At 50.0% G+C, this 19,864-nt stretch carries 15 protein-coding genes and 2 rRNA genes (1 of these 17 running past the window's edge); 11 read left to right on the forward strand and 6 right to left on the reverse strand.

Annotated features, from left to right (window positions below):
- Positions 1 to 45: 45 nt before the first annotated feature.
- Complete coding sequence (glpE, locus tag E1N14_RS21755; protein ID WP_025009070.1) at positions 46 to 348, forward strand: thiosulfate sulfurtransferase GlpE; 303 nt, start codon at positions 46 to 48, stop codon at positions 346 to 348.
- 3 nt (positions 349 to 351) lie between these two features.
- Positions 352 to 1,185 carry a rhomboid family intramembrane serine protease GlpG gene (gene glpG / locus E1N14_RS21760; RefSeq protein ID WP_062793651.1) on the forward strand — a complete coding sequence of 278 codons (834 nt, stop codon included), beginning with the start codon at positions 352 to 354 and terminating at the stop codon, positions 1,183 to 1,185.
- Between the two features lie 112 nt (positions 1,186 to 1,297).
- Here the strand turns inward: glpG and elbB are convergent, their stop codons facing one another.
- The gene (elbB, locus tag E1N14_RS21765) at positions 1,298 to 1,951 is read right to left on the reverse strand and encodes an isoprenoid biosynthesis glyoxalase ElbB (protein WP_025009069.1); all 654 of its coding nucleotides are present in this window, start codon (positions 1,949 to 1,951) and stop codon (positions 1,298 to 1,300) included.
- Between the two features lie 385 nt (positions 1,952 to 2,336).
- Here elbB and polA point away from each other — a divergent pair, with 385 nt between their 5' ends.
- Positions 2,337 to 5,105 carry a DNA polymerase I gene (gene polA / locus E1N14_RS21770; protein WP_025009068.1) on the forward strand — a complete coding sequence of 923 codons (2,769 nt, stop codon included), beginning with the start codon at positions 2,337 to 2,339 and terminating at the stop codon, positions 5,103 to 5,105.
- 653 nt (positions 5,106 to 5,758) lie between these two features.
- On the opposite strand, the gene yihA is transcribed toward polA, so the two are convergent.
- Positions 5,759 to 6,409, reverse strand: a complete 651-nt coding sequence (gene yihA, locus E1N14_RS21775; RefSeq protein WP_025009067.1) for a ribosome biogenesis GTP-binding protein YihA/YsxC — start codon at positions 6,407 to 6,409, stop codon at positions 5,759 to 5,761.
- 169 nt (positions 6,410 to 6,578) lie between these two features.
- Here yihA and E1N14_RS21780 point away from each other — a divergent pair, with 169 nt between their 5' ends.
- The 6 genes from E1N14_RS21780 to hemN all read left to right on the forward strand — a co-directional run bounded on the left by E1N14_RS21780 (position 6,579) and on the right by hemN (position 11,423).
- Complete coding sequence (locus tag E1N14_RS21780) at positions 6,579 to 7,199, forward strand: c-type cytochrome (protein ID WP_025009066.1); 621 nt, start codon at positions 6,579 to 6,581, stop codon at positions 7,197 to 7,199.
- Between the two features lie 398 nt (positions 7,200 to 7,597).
- Positions 7,598 to 7,852 carry a hypothetical protein gene (locus tag E1N14_RS21785; RefSeq protein ID WP_025009065.1) on the forward strand — a complete coding sequence of 85 codons (255 nt, stop codon included), beginning with the start codon at positions 7,598 to 7,600 and terminating at the stop codon, positions 7,850 to 7,852.
- Between the two features lie 107 nt (positions 7,853 to 7,959).
- Positions 7,960 to 8,646: a methyltransferase domain-containing protein gene (locus tag E1N14_RS21790; protein ID WP_025009064.1), complete on the forward strand. Its 687-nt coding sequence runs from the start codon at positions 7,960 to 7,962 to the stop codon at positions 8,644 to 8,646.
- Between the two features lie 47 nt (positions 8,647 to 8,693).
- Positions 8,694 to 9,218 (forward strand): Der GTPase-activating protein YihI, encoded by a 525-nt coding sequence (gene yihI, locus E1N14_RS21795; RefSeq protein ID WP_025009063.1) that lies wholly within the window; start codon positions 8,694 to 8,696, stop codon positions 9,216 to 9,218.
- Positions 9,219 to 9,229: 11 nt separating this feature from the next.
- On the forward strand, positions 9,230 to 9,697 hold the full coding sequence (locus tag E1N14_RS21800) for a DUF2489 domain-containing protein (protein ID WP_025009062.1): 468 nt from the start codon (positions 9,230 to 9,232) through the stop codon (positions 9,695 to 9,697).
- A 349-nt stretch (positions 9,698 to 10,046) separates the two neighbouring features.
- Positions 10,047 to 11,423 (forward strand): oxygen-independent coproporphyrinogen III oxidase, encoded by a 1,377-nt coding sequence (hemN, locus tag E1N14_RS21805; RefSeq protein WP_025009061.1) that lies wholly within the window; start codon positions 10,047 to 10,049, stop codon positions 11,421 to 11,423.
- A 63-nt stretch (positions 11,424 to 11,486) separates the two neighbouring features.
- Here the strand turns inward: hemN and add are convergent, their stop codons facing one another.
- Positions 11,487 to 12,482, reverse strand: a complete 996-nt coding sequence (gene add, locus E1N14_RS21810) for an adenosine deaminase (RefSeq protein WP_062793650.1) — start codon at positions 12,480 to 12,482, stop codon at positions 11,487 to 11,489.
- A gap of 198 nt (positions 12,483 to 12,680) precedes the next feature.
- Between add and E1N14_RS21815 the strand changes: the two genes are divergently transcribed.
- Positions 12,681 to 14,459, forward strand: a complete 1,779-nt coding sequence (locus tag E1N14_RS21815; protein ID WP_037436247.1) for a DUF885 domain-containing protein — start codon at positions 12,681 to 12,683, stop codon at positions 14,457 to 14,459.
- A 67-nt stretch (positions 14,460 to 14,526) separates the two neighbouring features.
- Positions 14,527 to 15,540 carry an alpha/beta fold hydrolase gene (locus tag E1N14_RS21820; protein WP_062793649.1) on the forward strand — a complete coding sequence of 338 codons (1,014 nt, stop codon included), beginning with the start codon at positions 14,527 to 14,529 and terminating at the stop codon, positions 15,538 to 15,540.
- Here E1N14_RS21820 and E1N14_RS21825 read toward each other — a convergent pair.
- From E1N14_RS21825 to E1N14_RS21835, 3 genes are all read right to left on the reverse strand, one after another.
- A complete protein-coding gene (locus tag E1N14_RS21825; RefSeq protein WP_037436276.1) occupies positions 15,455 to 17,941 on the reverse strand; it encodes a putative bifunctional diguanylate cyclase/phosphodiesterase in 2,487 nt (828 codons plus the stop codon). The genes E1N14_RS21820 and E1N14_RS21825 overlap by 86 nt on opposite strands.
- Positions 17,942 to 18,566: 625 nt before the next feature.
- Positions 18,567 to 18,682 (reverse strand): 5S ribosomal RNA (rrf, locus tag E1N14_RS21830).
- A 101-nt stretch (positions 18,683 to 18,783) separates the two neighbouring features.
- Positions 18,784 to 19,864, reverse strand: a 23S ribosomal RNA gene (locus E1N14_RS21835); it runs 1,812 nt beyond the window's last position.

Here is a 19,864-nt window from a genome sequence, read left to right on the forward strand (position 1 = left end):
CTGATGCACACTGTTAACAAGCATCACCTCTTTTACAGGCAAAGTATGTCCAGTTACCAACACCTTTCTGTCGTTCAACTCCAGCAAATGATGGCCGAAGATGCCGAGTTGCAGATAGTCGATATTCGCGATCCTGCCAGTTTTGAGACGGCCCATATTCCAGGAGCCGTCCGCCTCGGCAATGACAATCTGGCCGACTATCTCAGGGACGCCGATATGGATAAGCCCTTGGTTGTCTGCTGTTATCATGGCATCAGCAGCCAAAGCGCAGCGGAATATCTGCAACATCAAGGATTCGATGAGGTCTACAGCCTGGATGGCGGTTTCGCTGCCTGGCCGAAGGACTGAGACATGGAAATCGGCCGCCTCCCCAATGAACGAGCTGCCCAGGCGCTGGTAGACTACCTCAAGGGTGAAGGGATCCCCTGTCGCATCACACATCTGGAACAGGGGGTGGCCATCCATGTTATCGAGGACACAGACCAAGCCAAGGGGCGCAAAGCGTTTCTCGACTTTGTCCAAGATCCGTTAAACCCCAAGTACTTGCAGGCCTCTTGGGATCATGGCGACAACCGAATCCGCTTTGACTATGGCGCGCCATCGCTGCAACTGCTGAGTCAATTCATTACCGGCGCCGGACCGCTGACGCTGATCATTCTACTGGTCTGCATAGCTATCTTCGCAGCCATGAACCTGGGCTACGGCAATCAAGTATTCGAAGCCCTGGCCTTCTTCGGCGCCACTTCGGATGCCGGTTTCAGCCAATTCTGGCGCTTGTTTACCCCGAGCCTGCTGCACTTCTCGGCGCTGCATATCACCTTTAACCTACTCTGGTGGTGGGTCTTGGGTGGCAAAATAGAAAACCGTATCGGTCTTGCTCCTTTACTGACTCTGCTGTTGGTCGCCGGCACTTTGCCCAATATAGTGCAGTTCTATCTCAGTGGTCCCAACTTCGGCGGTCTTTCCGGGGTTGTGTATGGCCTAGTGGGTTATACCTGGGTCAGCGGCCGCATGAGCCCAGAGAAAGGCATAGGTCTGCCACCGGCCTTGATGGGTTTTATGCTGTTGTGGCTGGTACTTGGCTTTATGGATGTGTTTGGCCTTTCGATAGCCAACGGCGCGCATCTGGGTGGACTCTTGGTCGGGCTGGCCCAAGGCTGGCTCGACAACCGCGGGAAAAGATAATCCTATGTGGCTCAGGTTTGTACACGCCAAAGTCACTCTGCACAGCCGGCAACAGTAAAAAGAGGGAGCTCAGGCTCCCTCTTGAATAGGTTCAAAGTAACTTGGACAAGGCTTAGGCCAGCTCCAACACCTTGGCCACCAGCTTTTCAATGCCACTATTGGCCTCGGCAATGGAACCTGCCAGCATGTAAGCCGGGGTGCTGACTATCTTGCGCTCACTGTCGACCACAATTTCATCTACCTTGGCATTTTGATGTTCACCGCCCATAGCTACAAAGGCCGCTGCGGTTTCGGCGTCCGTCCCTATGGTGCCTCTGGCCCCTTCACCATAGAGGCTCGGGATCATCACAGGCGCGATACAGATAAAACCCACCACCTTGTCTGCACTGATAAAACGGCTGATAAATTCACGTACCGGAGCGGCAATCTCACTATTGCTGCCATTTACGGCAAAGTTACAGAGGTTTTTAGCGGCCCCGAAGCCTCCGGGAATGATCAGGCCGTCGAAGTCAGCCACATTCAGTTCAGAAGTCGCCTTGATATCACCCCTGGCAATTCGAGCAGCCTCCACCAACACATTGCGCTGCTCAGTCTCCACGACTTCACCCTTGAGATGATTGACCACATGCATTTGAGGAATATCAGGGGCAAAACACTGGTAAGCCGCGCCCGAGCGAGACAGGGACAGCAGGGTCAACACCGCCTCATGGATTTCACTGCCATCGAAGACACCGCAACCACTGAGAAGAACTGCGATTTTTTTCATTAAAAATTCCCTCTTATGTCATTTGGGTTTAACAAACCAGTTACAAACTGGTTGATCTGATTAAAAATCATGCTAACTTAATTCATCGTCTCTGCTAAGAGGCGATTTTTACCGCTACCAAGGTGCGAATCTGGAAAAGGAATTTAAAAAATCCACAACCGATAAGATTTAGTAAAACTTTTACCTGACTCACAAAAAAACAAATAACAAATAAATATCAACAAGTTATAAAAACAACTTTATGTTGTTCTCTACCGCCTTTCTCTATGTTGATTTTTTCACTCACAGACTTATCCACAGGCTGTGGGTGATTTTGTCATGGCCGAAAATGCCTTGATATGGCATGCTTAGCAGCACTTAAGACAGCTTAGATTGAAACAAAACTATGCCAACAATAGCAGAAAACCCCCTCGTCCTTGTGGATGGTTCTTCCTACCTCTATCGGGCCTACTATGCACCACCTCACCTGACCAATTCCAAGGGTGAAGCTACCGGGGCTGTTTATGGCGTAGTCAATATGTTGCGCAGCTTGCTGGGCAAATACAAGCCACAACAGATGGCGGTTGTTTTTGATGCCAAGGGTCCCACGTTTCGTAACGAGATGTACGCCGAGTATAAGGCCCACAGGCCACCAATGCCTGATGATCTGCGAAGTCAGATAGCCCCCCTGCATGCCATCATCGAGGCTCTTGGCCTGCCACTCCTTTGTATTCCCGGGGTTGAAGCCGATGACGTGATAGGCACTCTTGCCTCCAGGGCCAGTAAGGAAGGCCGTGCCATTCTGATCAGCACAGGCGATAAGGATATGGCGCAACTGGTGGATGACAATGTCACCCTGATCAACACAATGACAGACACCATAATGGGACCGGAAGAGGTCACCAGTAAATTTGGCGTCGGCCCCGAGCTTATCATCGACCTGTTGGCACTGATGGGCGACAAGGCCGATAACATCCCGGGACTGCCTGGTGTGGGTGAGAAAACCGCGTTGGCCATGCTGACAGGGGCTGGTGGTGTCGCCAAGCTACTGCAGCAACCGGATTGTGTCACGGAACTTGGCTTCCGTGGTGCCAAGACCATGGCCAAGAAAATCACCGACAATGCTGAGATGCTGCAACTATCCTACGATCTGGCAACTATCAAAACAGATTGCGAGCTGGATTTGGATTGGCATCAACTCAATATTACCGAGCCCAATAAAGACCAACTGACACAGCTTTACGGCGAGATGGAGTTCAAGCGTTGGTTGGCAGAAGTTCTGGACAACAAGATGCCGCACCCCAAGGCGGCCAACACAGCAGCGCCAGAGACTCAGGAAGAAACTCCATCTCAAGTCACTATAGAGACAGAATACGAAACCATACTGACAGAAACCGCACTGGAAAAATGGCTGAAAAAGCTGGCCGATGCCGAACTGATGGCGGTAGATACTGAAACCACCAGCCTCAACTATATGGACGCCAAACTGGTGGGTTTATCCTTTGCCGTCAAGGCTGGAGAAGCCGCCTATCTGCCACTGGGACACGATTACTTGGATGCCCCCGAGCAGCTGCCTAGAGAAGGGGTATTGGCCAAACTCAAGCCTATTCTCGAAGATCCCGAGATAAAGAAAGTCGGTCAAAATCTGAAATATGACATCAGTATTCTGGCCAATGCCGGTATCAAACTGGCCGGTGTCGCCTTCGATACCATGCTCGAATCCTATGTATTCAATTCTGTAGCATCCAGACACGACATGGATGGCCTGGCGCTCAAGTATCTGGGGCACAAATGTGTCAGCTTCGAAGATATTGCCGGTAAAGGCGCCAAGCAGCTGACATTCAACCAGATCCCTTTGGAAACAGCGGCGCCTTACGCCGCCGAAGATGCCGATATCACACTCAGGCTACATCAACACCTGTGGCCAAGGCTTGAGCGGGAGCAAGAGTTAGCCAACGTTTTCACCGAACTTGAGTTGCCGCTTATTCAGGTGCTCTCACAGATGGAGCGCGACGGAGTGTTGATCGACAGTATGCAACTGTCGCAGCAGAGTGATGAGCTGGCACAAAAGATAGATGCACTGGAGCAAAAAGCCTATGAGATAGCCGGAGAGAAGTTCAATCTGGGTTCTCCCAAACAGCTGCAGGCGCTGTTCTTCGAAAAGCTGGGTTATCCGGTGATCAAGAAAACTCCAAAAGGCGCGCCATCAACCGCCGAGGAGGTATTGATAGAGTTGGCGCTGGATTATCCATTGCCAAAGATCATTCTCGAGCATCGCAGCCTGACCAAGCTCAAGAGCACTTATACAGATAAGTTACCGCTGATGATCAATGGCAAAACCGGCCGGGTGCATACCAGCTATCATCAAGCCAACGCTGCCACCGGCCGCTTGTCGTCCAGCGACCCTAACCTGCAGAATATTCCTATCCGCACCGAAGAGGGGCGCAGAATTCGTCAGGCCTTTATCGCACCTTCAGGGCGCAAGATTCTGGCCGCCGACTACTCACAGATTGAACTCAGGATCATGGCTCACCTGTCCCAGGATGCCGGCCTGCTGGCGGCATTCGCCGAGGGTAAAGATATTCACAGAGCAACGGCGGCTGAAGTCTTTGATGTGGCTTTTGAAACTGTCACTCCAGAGCAGCGCCGACGGGCCAAGGCGGTTAACTTCGGTCTTATCTATGGCATGTCCGCCTTTGGCTTGGCACGCCAACTGGATATTCCCCGCACTGAAGCACAAAGCTATATGGATACCTACTTCAAGCGTTATCCCGGCGTGCTCAAGTATATGGAAGAGACCAGGGCACTCGCTGCCGAGCAAGGTTATGTCTCCACACTCTTTGGTCGGCGCCTGTATCTGCCGGAAATCCGTGATCGCAATGCCATGCGGCGTCAAGCCGCAGAACGGGCTGCAATCAACGCTCCTATGCAGGGAACAGCAGCCGACATCATCAAGAAGGCGATGATCAAAGTTGCCGACTGGATAGCCTCTGATACCAAGGGGGAAATCACCATGATCATGCAGGTTCACGATGAATTGGTGTTTGAAGTCAATGAAGCGAAAGCCGAAGAGCTGCAACAACAGATCTGCAAACTCATGGCTGAAGCCGCTACCCTGGATGTACCTTTGCTGGCCGAAGCCGGCTTGGGTGACAGCTGGGATCAGGCTCACTGATAATCTATCTATTCCATCAAGAGCCATCCTTCGGGATGGCTTTTTTGTGTTTTGAACACAAGGCTATGATTATCCGCATTTGCTCCCGTCATTAGCTACCCTACCTGAACTAAAAACAACAATTTTTGGCAAAAAATCGACAAAAAAACGCTAAAAGCCTGCATTTTAAGCTCATTTTTGTAATTTAAAGATCAAAAGGCGCTTTTCTAGCCAACGATTCTTGTGATCGACTGCACATTATTGTCGTCTTTTTGAAAAAACAGTTTTCCCATTAGAGATAAATACAGTATTATTCTCGGCGTAGGGTACAGAGGTTAAGATGTTCTATCTTTCAGACCTTTATTTCACTTTTAGTGATCAGCCAAATTCTGGCGCCCCAGCAATCATTTGCTGGGGCTTTTTTTCGTCTGCAATATTTTTTAGAGTAATTACTTTAAAACTGATTCAGTTCGCGTTATGCTACCGCCATTGAGAGCCATCGAAGTCCAAGTTTGATGGTACTTGAGTCTTGTTGAAATTTTAGCTTCTCCCCAAAAGAGCTAATTTAACCGGTGACTGAGTCGCCGGTTTTTTTTGTCCTGAATTCTCCCGGCACACACAGCAGATACAAAAACGGCAGCCTATATGGCTGCCGTTTGCATAGTTTGAGTCCATCACTCTTGTTCGTTCTCTTCTTGCTCCAACCAAGCTGGATGGCACCACTCATCCAGAATCGCCAGAACCTTAGGTTTCCCGGTTCCCTTAAGTGATGAGAAAGGCTCGACTCTGACCCAATCACCAAAGTCAGCCAGCGCTTTACGTACCTCATTGACCGTCTTCATCTTGGCACTCTGTGGCAGCTTATCAGCCTTGGTCAGCAGTGCCAGCACAGGGATCTCACTGGCAACAGCCCATTCAATCATCTGCAAGTCCAAGTCTTTCAACGGATGGCGAATATCCATCAGCACCACCACACCACTCAGGCAGGCACGCTTTTGTAAATACTCACCCAGCGACTCTTGCCATTTGAGCTTCATGGCCAGTGGTACCTGAGCAAAACCATAGCCGGGTAAATCCACCAAACGGCGCTGCTCATCGAGCTCAAACACGTTGATCAGTTGAGTACGACCTGGGGTTTTACTGGTTCTTGCAAGGTTTTTCTGCTCGGTCAAAGCATTCAAAGCGCTTGATTTACCGGCATTTGAGCGACCGGCAAAGGCGATTTCCACGCCGGTGTCGCCCGGTAAGTGCTTGTCCAAATGGGCAATATCAGGCGCACTGATAAGGAATTTTGTCTTGCGAAAATCGATACGAGTTGCTGTCACTTCTGACTCCGGAATTTTGCTGGGTGATAGCATAAATATTGAAGACTTGCTTACTTTTCCACGTTTTCGTGTAAAATATTAGCCCGATCACATTATTTGTATTTTACCACGCTTGCGGGTCACCCTAGTAAGCTCAGGACAATAATTTAACGAAAGAAGTTGGAACGCCATGAAAAAGTTAGCCCTTGCGCTGTCTGTAGTCGCCGCCATATCTTCACCTGCGATTGCTGAAGGTAATGCTGAAGCGGGAAAAACCAAAGCCATTGTCTGCTCTGCCTGCCATGGCCTTGATGGCAACAGCATGATCGACATGTATCCCAAGTTGGCTGGTCAGCACACAACCTATCTGCAAAAACAGCTGCGGGAGTTTCGTAGTGCAGCCCAAACCGGTGGCAAAGATGGCCGTATGGATCCTATCATGGGCGGCATGGCGGTAGCCTTGAGCGATCAGGATATTGCCGATGTTGCAGCTTATTTTGCCAGCCAAACATTGCAGGTTGCTGAAGTTAAGGATGTTCCTGATGCCGGCGAGAAGCTGTTCAAGGGTGGTGATATGTCTCGTGGCATAGCCGCTTGTTCCGCTTGTCACGGTCCTGAAGGCAAAGGCAGCGAACTGGCCGGTTTCCCGGCAGTTGCTGGGCAGCACGCCAACTACATCAAGATCCAGCTGAATAAGTTCCGTGATCAGAGCCGTCATAACGACTTAAACGGAATGATGCAGGACACAGCTAAAAAGCTGAATGATGCAGACATTGAAGCGCTGGCCAAGTACATCTCCAGCCTGAAGTAATTTTTGCTGTAGCTTGGAAAGGGGTGACGTTTCACCCTTTTCTTAAGCCATAAAGTTTACGTTTACGTAAACTGAAAATATTAATGCTTGACACAGATCACAGATTTAGGTTTAATGTGCCCGTACCGAAATAAACCCATCTGTTTGTATAAAAACTTTACCAACAACATTCAGGTTTCGGTATAATTTACATTCAAGATATAAGAATAAAGCAATCCAATAACAATAAGACTACTAAGACCACTCGCAAATAATAATAACGAGTCGAGATTTCAGTTTGAAATCCAGGTCAATAAAAGTAAGGAACCGGCGATTTTGCCAAACCGCTTTTTAGCATTGTCCTTACGAATTAACAGGGGAACTTGCTCCAACAGGAAGATGTTTGCAGGACTCAAACATTGGCACAGGAAGCAACGCGCTTTGGATGCACTGGCTGGAAGCTTGTTATCACTGGAAGGTACTTAGTAGACAAGGATGGTCTGTTAGGCGTCACAGAAGACGACTGGATAATGATGAGCCAATTTGGCCATCGCTATTTGCAGGAAACCCAAGAAAGTGTCTGGAAGACCGATAACGAGAAAAGCTGCAGGGAAAGCTGTCAAAAAAAGAAGGATATCGACCGGGAAAGTCGCATAGCAAGTAAGGAAACTTGAAATCAGAATAGGGTGTTAGTTAGCACCATCATAAGGCGGCAGCCATACTGCCGCCTTTTTTTATGGCATAATTTATTAACCACCGTTGAGCAGATATTAATTAGTCCATGCGTCGTTGCCCACTGTGTCATAACGATCATGCTGAACTCAGCTTTCAGGATAAGAAACGAGGTTTTTATCTCTGTCCCGAATGTCGGCTGTTGTTTGCAGATTCCAGCAGTTATTTGTTACCCGATGCCGAGAAACAGCGTTACGGCAGAGCCCGCCAAGCAGGAAAGCAAAAGCAGTTGGCACGCTTTATCCACCCCTTGTTGGAACAACTTCAATCTTTGCAACCCACGCCGCTATTTGGTCTCAACTTCGGCCGGGTGCTAAGCGAAGAAGGACTGCAGCAGATCAGCAACGCCGGTCACCATTTACAACAATTCGATCCCTTTTTTGCGGCAGACCACCAGCTACTACACCACCAATATGACTTTATCTGTTGTTTTCGGGTGTTCGAACACTTCAGAACCCCTGCAAAAGAGTGGAGCTTAATCGAAACGCTGCTGAAACCAGGGGGTTGGCTGGCCATATCCACTCCGCTGCTGACATCTTTGACGGCGTTTGCCAAATGGCATTACAAGAACAATCCGACTCATGTCAGCTTCTACCAGCAGCAGACTTTTGCTTACTTGGCATCTCTGGGTAAATTTAAGCTAATATTTGCAGCGCAGGACTTCATCTTGATGCAAAAAACATCAGGATCTGCTATAACACGCGACCTTGATGCAGAACCGCCGCTTGTAGACTGAACCCGGCACGGTTCGGACGCAACCAACTACTTTTTATCGAGAGAATTATGTCCCGTAGTAAAAAGACCCGTAAAGTCGGCGAGAACAACCCCAAACTAGCCCCCAGAACCAAGAAATCTGAGCGCGCTCCGGCCCGTAAGAAGCAGGATTCAGGCAATAAGGCGGGCAGTCGCCAAAACCCTGCTGCTCCAAAGGGGCAAAAGCGGGCTGGCTCTGACAAACAGGATATCCGCCTTGGCAGTAAAAAGCCTGTCGCTCTGGATATAGTCAAAGAAAAGGTTGCACAGCCCAAACAACCCAAACTGACCGATGAACAGTTGCTGCTGCAACTGGAGGAAGATCCGCGCCTGAATAAGCTGCTGGATCAGCTGGAAGAAGGACGGGAACTGGCCGCCGATGACCAGCAATGGCTGGAGCGGCAATTGGCCAAGATAGAGAAATTGATGGAAAAACTTGGCATTACCGATTTGGATCAGGCCGATGAAGCCCCAAGCAAGGGTCATAGCGATGACGAATTGCTGGAGAAATTCGAATCCGGTGCTGAGCTTCTGAAACAATACCAAGACAACTAACGGAGGCCGGGATGCAGTTTATCCTTATCACCTTAGCCATGTTGATCATCATAGGCCTCAGCGCCTATGCCACAGTGTTGCTGCTGCGTCTGAGGAAACAAACTCAAGCCAGAGAACAAGCGATGGCTGAGCAAAAGGCGGTTATGGAAGCTAAACAGGCATCCCTGCTTGCCGATATTCGCTATATTGCTGCCGCAATGACAGAAGAGCGTTGTGAGTTGTCTGAAGGAGTGGTCAGAATCGTTAAACTGTTCGATCTGCTGTCGCTGACAGAAAGAGTCAGTGGTGATTACCCGGATGTGTTTATGCATTTTGAGCGCATCAAGGATCATCCAATTCTGGAGGCCAGGGCTCAGTTGCCCAAGCAAGAACGGATGCGGCTCGACCTGGCCAGAATGAAGTCTGAAGCCGAGCTGGAACAAGGCATATTGGCCGATGCCAAGAAACTCTCCGAGTTTCAGCTAAAGCCAACCCACTAAGGTTTCAACTGCCGGCTTGCTTCTCAGCAGTCGGCAGCGCTTTCTACACTAACGCTCTTCAAACCTTCTGCCCATATGGCCTTCTTGGCCCAAACATGTCAGTTTAATAGATAGTGGGTTAATAACCCTCTATCTATTCAGCCGAGTAGCTATCGCACCCGCTGAATCCCTTCCCCGGCGTGAGTCGGTGCACAAAACCTCAATAAGACAACAGACATCGAAAGCGTTTTCATGGATATTCCCTAACGTCCAGTTGTGTACATGTAATTTTTACAACCTGGATCAAGGTTATTTGAGCTATAACCCTGCATACTTCGCTCATTGCTAATTTACTGTCGGAGGACACGCCTTGAAGCAGCCCACTCATATCAGCTGGGATCAATCAATGATCGAGAAATATAACTACAGCGGTCCCCGTTATACTTCCTACCCAACGGCGCTGGAGTTTGACGACTCATTCACCGAAGGCGATCTATTGTCGGCCATAGCCGGCAGCAAAAGCGACAAACTGTCTCTGTATATCCATATCCCTTTCTGCGCCAAGCTGTGCTACTACTGCGGCTGTAACAAGGTAATCACCCGGCATCAGCACAAAGCCGATCAGTACATAGAGTACCTGGCAGCCGAGATCGTCAAGCGGGCGCCTCTGTTCAAGCACTACACTGTGACTCAGATGCACTGGGGCGGTGGCACACCGACTTTCCTTAACCCAGAGCAAATCATCAAGTTATCGTCACTATTGAAGAGTCACTTCAACTTTGCCGAACAGGGTGAATACTCTATCGAAGTCGACCCTAGAGAAATCGAACTGTCTATGCTGGATGCCCTCAAAGAGGCAGGGTTCAACCGTATATCCATTGGGGTGCAGGACTTCAATAAAGAGGTTCAGGTAGCAGTTAACCGTGAACAGGATGAAGACTTCATTTTTGCGCTGATCAAAAAGGCCAAAGAGATGGGCTTTGTCTCTACCAATGTCGATTTGATTTACGGCTTGCCTCATCAAACACCGGAAACCTTTGCCGAAACCATTCAGCGAATTCTGGATCTGTCTCCAGACCGTCTGTCTGTATTCAACTATGCTCACCTGCCGGCCCGCTTCGCGGCCCAGCGAAAAATCAAAGATGAGCACCTGCCCAGCCCACAACAGAAGCTGGACATGCTGCATCAGACTATTGAGACCCTGACCGGCGCCGGCTATCAATACATAGGCATGGATCACTTCGCCAAACCCGATGATGAGCTGGCCAAGCTGCAAAGAGAAGGCCGATTGCACCGTAACTTCCAGGGCTATACCACCCAGGAAGAGTGTGACCTCCTTGGACTAGGGGTGTCATCCATCAGTCAGATTGGTGACTGTTATGCGCAGAACCAGAAAGATATTCGCCCTTACTATGAAGCCATAGATGAGCAGGGCCACGCTCTGTGGAAAGGCTGTAAACTCAATCGTGATGATGAAATCCGTCGCGCGGTGATCAAGCAGCTTATCTGTCACTTTGAGCTTGATATGGTCAAGATGGAGCAACAACTGGGGATCCAGTTTGAAGAGTACTTCGCCGAAGATCTCAAGCTGCTGCAAACCTTTATCGACGATAAACTGGTTAACATTGAAAACCGTCAGATCAGCATCAGCCCAACCGGGCGCCTGTTGATCCGTAATATCTGTATCTGTTTCGATGTCTACTTCCGAGAAAAGGCACGTCAGCAACAGTTCTCCCGGGTAATTTAACCCTGAGTAGAATAAAAAAGCCGATGAATCATCCATCGGCTTTTTTGTGTCTTAACCAAACTTTTATGCTTTAGCGGCGTAAAGTTCCCGGCGCTCGCTGTCTGAGAGGAAGGCCATCTCCACGCCATTACGCTGCAGCTTGGCCAACTCAGCGTCGGTGAAGCCCATCTCCTGCTTAACCACACGATATTCATGCTTGATATCTATGGCACTGACGCCTGGATCATCGGTATTCAAGCCAACCAGCACACCGGCTTCCATAAAGGTTCGCAGCGGATGCTCTTGATAACTGCTCACAGTAGAAGTATGTAGATTACTGGTGGGACATGACTCGATACCTATCTTGTGTTCCACCAGATACTCCATCAATTTGGGATCATGAATAGCATTGACCCCATGGCCTATGCGAGTCGCCCCCAACTCCTTGATGGCTTGCCACATGCTTTGGGCACCGGCGGCTTCTCCGGCGTGAGCCGTTATCTGAAGCCCAGCATCGCGTACCCGTTTGAAATGCTCATTAAACAACTCACCGGGGAAACCCAATTCATCACCGGCCAAATCAACCGCGACCAGAGACTCCCTGTGCGCGAGCAAGCCATCCAACTCCTGAGTACAAGCCTGCTGACCAAATGAGCGAGACAGAATACCTATCAGTTTTATCTTAACCTGATAGTCCTTGAGCCCGGCTTTTACACCATCAACAACGGCTTCCACCACGCCTTCTATCGGCAGCTTGTGATTCATTGCCATGTAGTAAGGGCTGAACCTTAATTCGGCATAGTCCAACCCGGACAATGCCGCATCGGCGACATTTTCATAGGCCACCCGCTTTACCGCATCCAAATCGGCCAGCACGGCAACCATCCAGTCCAGCTTTTTCAAGAAAGCCACCAGGCTGGATTCTTTACCCTGGATCTGTACATAAGGTGCCAAGGCCTCAAGCGAGGCCGCCGGCAAGGCAATGCCATGTTGGTGACCCAGTTCCCATATGGTCTCAACCCTGACATTACCGTCCAGATGGCGATGTAAATCGACCAACGGAATTGAAGTATCAATCATAAAAATAACCCCTGTATGAACTACCCCGCCAATTTAGTTATTTTTTGGTCTGGGGACGCTTAAGTGTAACACGCCTTTTGTTAACACCTCTTAGTCTGCAGACAGGCTTTGTTACCAAAAGGTGAGCTCGAATGGCTGGGGCTGCCACCAAGCTTGAGGCATAATCCGTTCTCAAGGATAAAAAAGGAACAAAATCAAATGAAAAAACTCCTGCTACCCCTATTGCTCACCGGACTCTTGGGCGCCTGCCAACACCCTACTCATGAAGCCAACACGCCAGAAATAGGCAAGCAACTATCCCAAGCCGATAGCCAACTCCAGCAGCTAATAGCCGATGCCTGGCAGCAAAGGCTGGCAGAAAGCCCACAGATGGCCTTCCAGTTTGGCGATGACTCGGCCGCGGGTAAGTTAGCAGACTTGTCAGCTGAAGCTCTGGCGGCCGATGCTGCGGCCAATTCAGCACTTTTGCAACGGCTAAAGGCCATACCCAGAGAACAGCTGAGCAAAGAAGCCGCCATCAATACCAGTATTCTCGAATACCAATTGCAGGAGAGCGTGGATAGCTTCAGGTTCAAGGCCCATTACCTGCCGATTACCTCAGAGAGTGGCTTTCACGCTTACATTGCTTCTATGGCCTTCGGGCCATTCAAGACAGAAGCCGATTACCGTCATTACCTGCAGAAGCTGCGATCTCTGCCGCGCTACTTCCAGCAACAGATACACTGGATGCGCCAAGGGCTTGCCGAGGGCATCACTCAGCCGCAATCTGTACTGAGAGGGTTTGAACAGAGTATTCAGGCCTATATGGTACCAGTGCAGCAAAGCAGCTATTTCAAGCCGTTTGAGACGTTTCCAGAACACTTTTCTGCCAATCTTAAACAGGAACTGAGCCATGCCGGGTACGTCAGTGTCGAGCAGCATGTGTTACCGAGCTATCAAGCCTTCTACGACTTTATGATCGAGGAATATATCCCTGGCGCCCGTCAGAGCATTGCCGCATCAGCTCTGCCCAATGGTCGGGCCTTTTATGAAAACAGGGTCAAGTACTACACCACTCTGGATATGACGCCTGAGCAAGTCCATCAACTGGGGCTGAGTGAAGTAAAACGGATCCGCGCCGAGATGGAACAGATCATCAAACAAACCGGTTTTAAAGGCAGCTTTGCCGAGTTTCTGCATTTTATGCGCACAGACAAACGCTTTTATGTGAGCACGCCGGAGCAACTGCTCAAAGAGGCCTCCTATATTGCCAAAAAAGCCGACGCCATGTTGCCACGCTATTTTGGCAAGCTGCCACGCAAACCCTATGGCGTAGCCCCTGTACCGGCAGAAATTGCCCCCAAATATACAACCGGGCGCTATTCCGGCTCCAACTCGGAGACTGTGGCGGGTTTTTATTGGGTGAACACATATGCCTTGGATAAGCGCCCTCTCTATGAGTTGGAAGCACTCACCCTGCATGAAGCTGTTCCGGGTCACCACCTGCAGATTTCCCTCAATCAGGAGTTGGAGCAACTGCCCGATTTTCGCCGCTACAGCTATATCTCGGCCTTTGGCGAGGGATGGGGACTATACAGTGAATATTTGGGGCTGGAAGGGGGTTTTTATCAGGATCCCTACAGCAACTTTGGACGCCTGACTTACGAGATGTGGCGCGCCGCTCGCTTGGTAGTCGATACAGGTATGCACACCCAAGGCTGGAGCCGTCAGCAGGCAATAGACTTTATGGCCGGTAATACGGCTCTGTCGCTGCACAATGTCACCACAGAGATAGACAGATATATCTCCTGGCCTGGGCAGGCGCTGGCCTACAAGATTGGCGAGCTGACTATCAAACGTCTGCGAAAGCAAGCAGAAGACGCCCTGGGGGAAAAGTTCGATATCCGCCAATTCCACGATGCAGTTTTGGCACAGGGCTCTGTGCCCATGTCTGTGCTGGAACAACAGATAGCCGATTTTATCGCCTCACAGCAATGAAGCCCTGTTTCTGATACACTCGGCCAGTGCCTTTGAGCACTGGCTTTTTTAGATCAGGAAATATTGGATGGTAACGACCCAGGCCCGCAACGCAGAACCCGCTTCAACCCTGTCTCAATTGGAGACTTTCTGGCAAGGTGTCACCCATGCCAAGCTGGCAGTGGGATTCGGTAAAGAGCTGGCCTACGGTTATATTTGCCACCCAAAGGCGAAACAGGCCGTCGTCATCAGCAATGGCCGGGTTGAGAGTTATCTCAAGTATCGGGAGCTGATCCATGACTTCTATCAGCAAGGTTTTAGTGTCTACGCCTTGGATCATATTGGGCAAGGGCTATCCAGCAGGCTAACCGCCAATCCTCACCAAGGGCACATAGATAAGTTTCAGGACTATGTTGATCACTTGCACTGTTTCGTTGAGCAAGTAGTAGTTTCAAACCAATATGAACAGTATTTTCTGGTAGGCCACTCCATGGGAGGAGCGATAGGAACTCTGTATTTGCAGCAATATCCCCAGAGATTTACTGCCGCGGCCTTCTCTGCCCCCATGTATGGGATCCGTTTGCCAATGCCGCGCAACTTCGTACGTTGGTTGGCGGGGAAACTCAATAGTTATGGCCCGCATACCGAGCCCAACTACGTGTTATCCGGCCATGATTATCGTCCACTCGAGTTTAAAGATAATCAATTGACCCACAGCGAAAGCCGGTATCAGGCCTTACTGGATTTATGCCGGCAACGTCCGGAGATCCAACTGGGCTCGCCCACCAATCAGTGGTTGATAGAAGCATTGGATGCTTGCGAGAAGACCATCACCGCAGCCAGAGAGTCCAAGGTCCCGATCCTCATTCTACAAGCTGAGCAGGACACTATCGTCGATAACCAGGCGCAAATCGCTGCGATTGGCCCCGAGGTAATACTGGAAAAGATCACGGGAGCCAGGCATGAACTCTTTATTGAAATCGATGCAATACGTGAGCAGGTGCTGAGTATTATTTTCAACTTCCTGGCGCAGCGCACGGTAACTCATGCTTCGGCGCATGCAACAGAGTCGCGAACTCAGTCTCAGACAGAGGCTGACTGAACAGATATCCCTGGAAGCTGTCACAGCCGAGCTGGTTCAAAAAGGCTCTTTGCTGAGCCGTTTCAACCCCTTCTGCAACCACTTTCAGCTCCAGGCTGTGGGCCATTTCGACTATGGCCCTGACTATAGCATCCGCACTACGCCCCGAGCCTATCTTCTGCACAAAAGAGGCATCTATCTTCAATCTGGATAGAGGCAGGTTCTGTAAATAACTCAACGAGCTGTAACCTGTGCCAAAGTCATCTATCGCCACAGATATCCCAGCCTTCTTCAACAGATCGATTCGGGTATTCATGATGCACAAGTTGGTCAACAGGGCGTACTCAGTCAACTCCAGCTCCAATGCATCCGTAGCAATCCCCTGGGCCTTCAACAAGGCGATCAGGCGCTCCACAAACTCAGGCTGGTTAAACTGCCTGGCACTGAGGTTAATGGCAATTTTGGGCACCTTTATACCTTTGGCCTGCTGCTCACGAATGAAGCGACAAACTTCAAGAATGACCCAATGGCCAATCTCACTGATAAGGCCGCTGCCTTCCGCAATGGGAATGAAGTCCGCCGGCGAAATATTCCCCTGTTGCGGATGTTGCCAGCGTAATAACGCCTCTGCCCCTGTCAATTGCCCCTGGGAATCGACTATTGGCTGATAAACCAAAGAGAGTTGTTGCCGCTCGATGGCATAGCGCAACTCATTCTGGATCAGCAGATTCTGGTGAGCCTTAACCTCCATCTCGGAGTTGTAGATCATGCAGTTATCTCTTCCGCCTTCCTTGGCCTGGAACATAGCCATATCGGCTCGCTTCAAAAGCTCCTCGGCATCAATATCATCCTGATCATCGAACAGGCAGACACCAATGCTGGCAGACACATGCAGCTGCTTGTCACTGATATTAAAGGGTCTGGCAACCAACAGCCTGATCTCACTGGCCAACGCCAAGGCCCGCCTTGCCGCTGTGGTTTTGTCTTGGGTCAGGTCTTTTGCCAGGATAACGAACTCATCTCCCCCTAACCTGGCAACCAAAGTATTGGCAGTAAAATAGCCAGAGAAACGAGCGGCCAGCTGTATCAACAGCCGATCTCCCAAGTGATGCCCTAGAGTGTCATTAATGGTTTTGAAATTATCCAAGTCGATAAGAAACAGCGCTGCACACTGCAAGCTGTTGTGACAGTGCTTTTGCTGCTCATACAAGGCGTCCATCAAGGCGCGACGGTTAGCCAAGTTAGTCAATGCATCATGATTGGCTAAATGGGCCAGAGCTTGCTGATTACGTACATCATCCGACACATCAGCATGGGTACCGATAATCCGGCAAGGGCGCCCCTGCTCATCCCATTCAACCAACATTCCCCTGTCCAGCACCCAGATATAGTGCCCCTCTTTATGGCGCAGACGGTGAACACTCTCAAACGCCTCGGTTTCACCATTGAGGTAGGCCTGTAGAGACGACAGCACCGCCTCTCTATCATCGGGATGAAGTCGACTTTCCCAAGTAGAATAAAGCCCTTCAAGCTCATGAGGACCATAACCTATCATCTCTTTCCAGCGGTCCGACAGAAAAACTTCGCCGCTGGCGATGTTCCAATCCCAGATCCCATTGCGGGTTCCTTCCACCGCAAATAACCAGCGTTGTTCATTGTCTCTCAATTGTTTCAGGGTTCGCTGCAACTTCTGTTGACTCTGATGTAAATAATCCTGCAGCACCCGTATTTCGCTGAAAAGCCACGGACTATCTATATGAAAAGAACTGCTCTCACCTTTCCGGGCCTGCCAAACCAGGCTTCTTAAAGGGCGGATCAGCATAAAGTGCAACACCAGCATAAAGCCCAAAACGAACAAGGCTCCCAAGCCCCAAACCCGCATAAACCGTACATTAAGAGCATCTGTCACCTTAGCCATTGCCGGTGACAAATCATATTCCAGGTAGATTAGCTCGACCTTTTCACCAAAGCCCACGGGTGCTTCTGCTGCAATAGGGTAATAGGCTTGTATCGATAGTCGATCCGGATTGGCAAATATCAAGGGTTTACCTGAGTTGACCACTTGCCGCTGCAGTTCCATAGAATAGCCATCGATAACCTGCAAAGCCCTGCTGTCGCGCCAGACTACATGATTGGCGTGGCGAATAAGGCTGGTGTCATCAAGCAGGATATACACCATTATATTGAAGTCGGTTGCCGCCAGAGATATTTCTTCAGCAACGCTATCCAGGTTGTGGTTACCTACAGCCTTCTCAACAAGATGCTGCATCCTGAACAGCTCTTTCTTGAGTTGTTCTATCTGAACCGAAGCAGCCTCAGACTCCAGTGACTGACGCTCATAGAAATACTCCCCGGCAACAAGACAGAGATAAATAAAAAATACACAAAAAGGAACAACATAGGCCATGGCAGGCCTTGGCATCTTCACAAATGAAATCCTTGATGCTCATGACAAGAAGGCACACATAACGCTTAATGCTAACGGCAAATTAACTTACAGGCAAAGAGTCTAACTTCAAAATTGTTTTCGTGCTCAAAGACGCTGCCAGGTAATGCAGGTAGGAAGCTTAAACAACCAGGGAATGCTAAGGGCAAACAACCCAAAGCGGCTTTCGCCTGAATAAGGGGGGGAGTAGACATCACGAGCAGGATGAATGGGGTGGGGCTAAGCAAAATCCATAGGTTCCAAACCCAAAGAAGCCACGAGTACCTTTATTGAGGATACCGGTTGGGTGAAATCTTTGTGCTCCAGAGACTGGATAAATCTGACCAAACAAACGGGTCGAGCCATTCTCAATATCTCCACAGCACCATCTCACATGGGGGCGAAAGACATCTGCTCATCAAGCACAGCTTGATAGATGGCTGTAGCGCGAAGCAGCTTGGCTGCGAGCTGAGGGGCACACACTGCGCCAGCAGCTTTGGGCTGCATGTTAAGTCATGCTCGCTGGAAGCGAGACAAACAAAAAAGCCCTAGCTAAATGCTAGGGCTTTTTTGTTACTGTTTTGTCTCCACTTTTTTTTAAAAAGTGAAAATAAAATTGGGCGTCTGGCGATGACCTACTCTCACATGGGGAGACCCCACACTACCATCGGCGCGATTGCGTTTCACTTCTGAGTTCGGGATGGGATCAGGTGGGACCACAATGCTATTGTCACCAGACATATTTGGTAATCTGGAAAGCTGTGCTCTTTTCAGAGCCTGAGTTCAAACTTCAATCAAGTATCTAACTTCTTCAAGTCCGTAAAACCCATCTGGGTTGTATGGTTAAGCCTCTCGAGTCATTAGTACAGGTTAGCTCAACGCCTCGCAACGCTTACACACCCTGCCTATCAACGTCCTGGTCTCGAACGGCTCTTCAGAGGGCTCCAGGCCCTAGGGATGACTCATCTTGGGGCTCGCTTCCCGCTTAGATGCTTTCAGCGGTTATCGATTCCGAACGTAGCTACCGGGCAATGCCATTGGCATGACAACCCGAACACCAGCGGTTCGTCCACTCCGGTCCTCTCGTACTAGGAGCAGCTCCCCTCAATCATCCAACGCCCACGGCAGATAGGGACCGAACTGTCTCACGACGTTCTGAACCCAGCTCGCGTACCACTTTAAATGGCGAACAGCCATACCCTTGGGACCGACTTCAGCCCCAGGATGTGATGAGCCGACATCGAGGTGCCAAACACCGCCGTCGATATGAACTCTTGGGCGGTATCAGCCTGTTATCCCCGGAGTACCTTTTATCCGTTGAGCGATGGCCCTTCCATTCAGAACCACCGGATCACTATGACCTGCTTTCGCACCTGCTCGACGTGTCTGTCTCGCAGTTAAGCTGGCTTATGCCATTACACTAACCGTACGATGTCCGACCGTACTTAGCCAACCTTCGTGCTCCTCCGTTACTCTTTGGGAGGAGACCGCCCCAGTCAAACTACCCACCAGGCACTGTCCCTAACCCCGATTAGGGGCCCAGGTTAGAACATCAACACTACAAGGGTGGTATTTCAAGGTTGACTCCAACAAGACTGGCGTCTCATCTTCATAGTCTCCCACCTATCCTACACATGTAGGGTCAATGTTCAGTGCCAAGCTATAGTAAAGGTTCACGGGGTCTTTCCGTCTAGCCGCGGGTATACGGCATCTTCACCGCAATTTCAACTTCACTGAGTCTCGGCTGGAGACAGCGTGGCCATCATTACGCCATTCGTGCAGGTCGGAACTTACCCGACAAGGAATTTCGCTACCTTAGGACCGTTATAGTTACGGCCGCCGTTTACCGGGGCTTCGATCATGAGCTTCTCCGAAGATAACCCAATCAATTAACCTTCCGGCACCGGGCAGGCGTCACAC

It is taken from the genome of Shewanella algae (assembly GCF_009183365.2).
Classification (GTDB): Bacteria; Pseudomonadota; Gammaproteobacteria; order Enterobacterales; family Shewanellaceae; genus Shewanella; species Shewanella algae.

Coding starts and splice junctions, on each gene's coding strand:
- E1N14_RS21800 (WP_025009062.1), top strand. CDS start 9,230: ATGCAGTTTATCCTTATCACCTTAGCCATGTTGATCATCATAGGCCTC.
- yihI (WP_025009063.1), top strand. CDS start 8,694: ATGTCCCGTAGTAAAAAGACCCGTAAAGTCGGCGAGAACAACCCCAAA.
- E1N14_RS21820 (WP_062793649.1), top strand. CDS start 14,527: ATGGTAACGACCCAGGCCCGCAACGCAGAACCCGCTTCAACCCTGTCT.
- glpE (WP_025009070.1), top strand. CDS start 46: ATGTCCAGTTACCAACACCTTTCTGTCGTTCAACTCCAGCAAATGATG.
- E1N14_RS21825 (WP_037436276.1), bottom strand. CDS start 17,941: ATGCCAAGGCCTGCCATGGCCTATGTTGTTCCTTTTTGTGTATTTTTT.
- E1N14_RS21790 (WP_025009064.1), top strand. CDS start 7,960: ATGCGTCGTTGCCCACTGTGTCATAACGATCATGCTGAACTCAGCTTT.
- E1N14_RS21815 (WP_037436247.1), top strand. CDS start 12,681: ATGAAAAAACTCCTGCTACCCCTATTGCTCACCGGACTCTTGGGCGCC.
- E1N14_RS21780 (WP_025009066.1), top strand. CDS start 6,579: ATGAAAAAGTTAGCCCTTGCGCTGTCTGTAGTCGCCGCCATATCTTCA.
- glpG (WP_062793651.1), top strand. CDS start 352: ATGGAAATCGGCCGCCTCCCCAATGAACGAGCTGCCCAGGCGCTGGTA.
- polA (WP_025009068.1), top strand. CDS start 2,337: ATGCCAACAATAGCAGAAAACCCCCTCGTCCTTGTGGATGGTTCTTCC.
- elbB (WP_025009069.1), bottom strand. CDS start 1,951: ATGAAAAAAATCGCAGTTCTTCTCAGTGGTTGCGGTGTCTTCGATGGC.
- add (WP_062793650.1), bottom strand. CDS start 12,482: ATGATTGATACTTCAATTCCGTTGGTCGATTTACATCGCCATCTGGAC.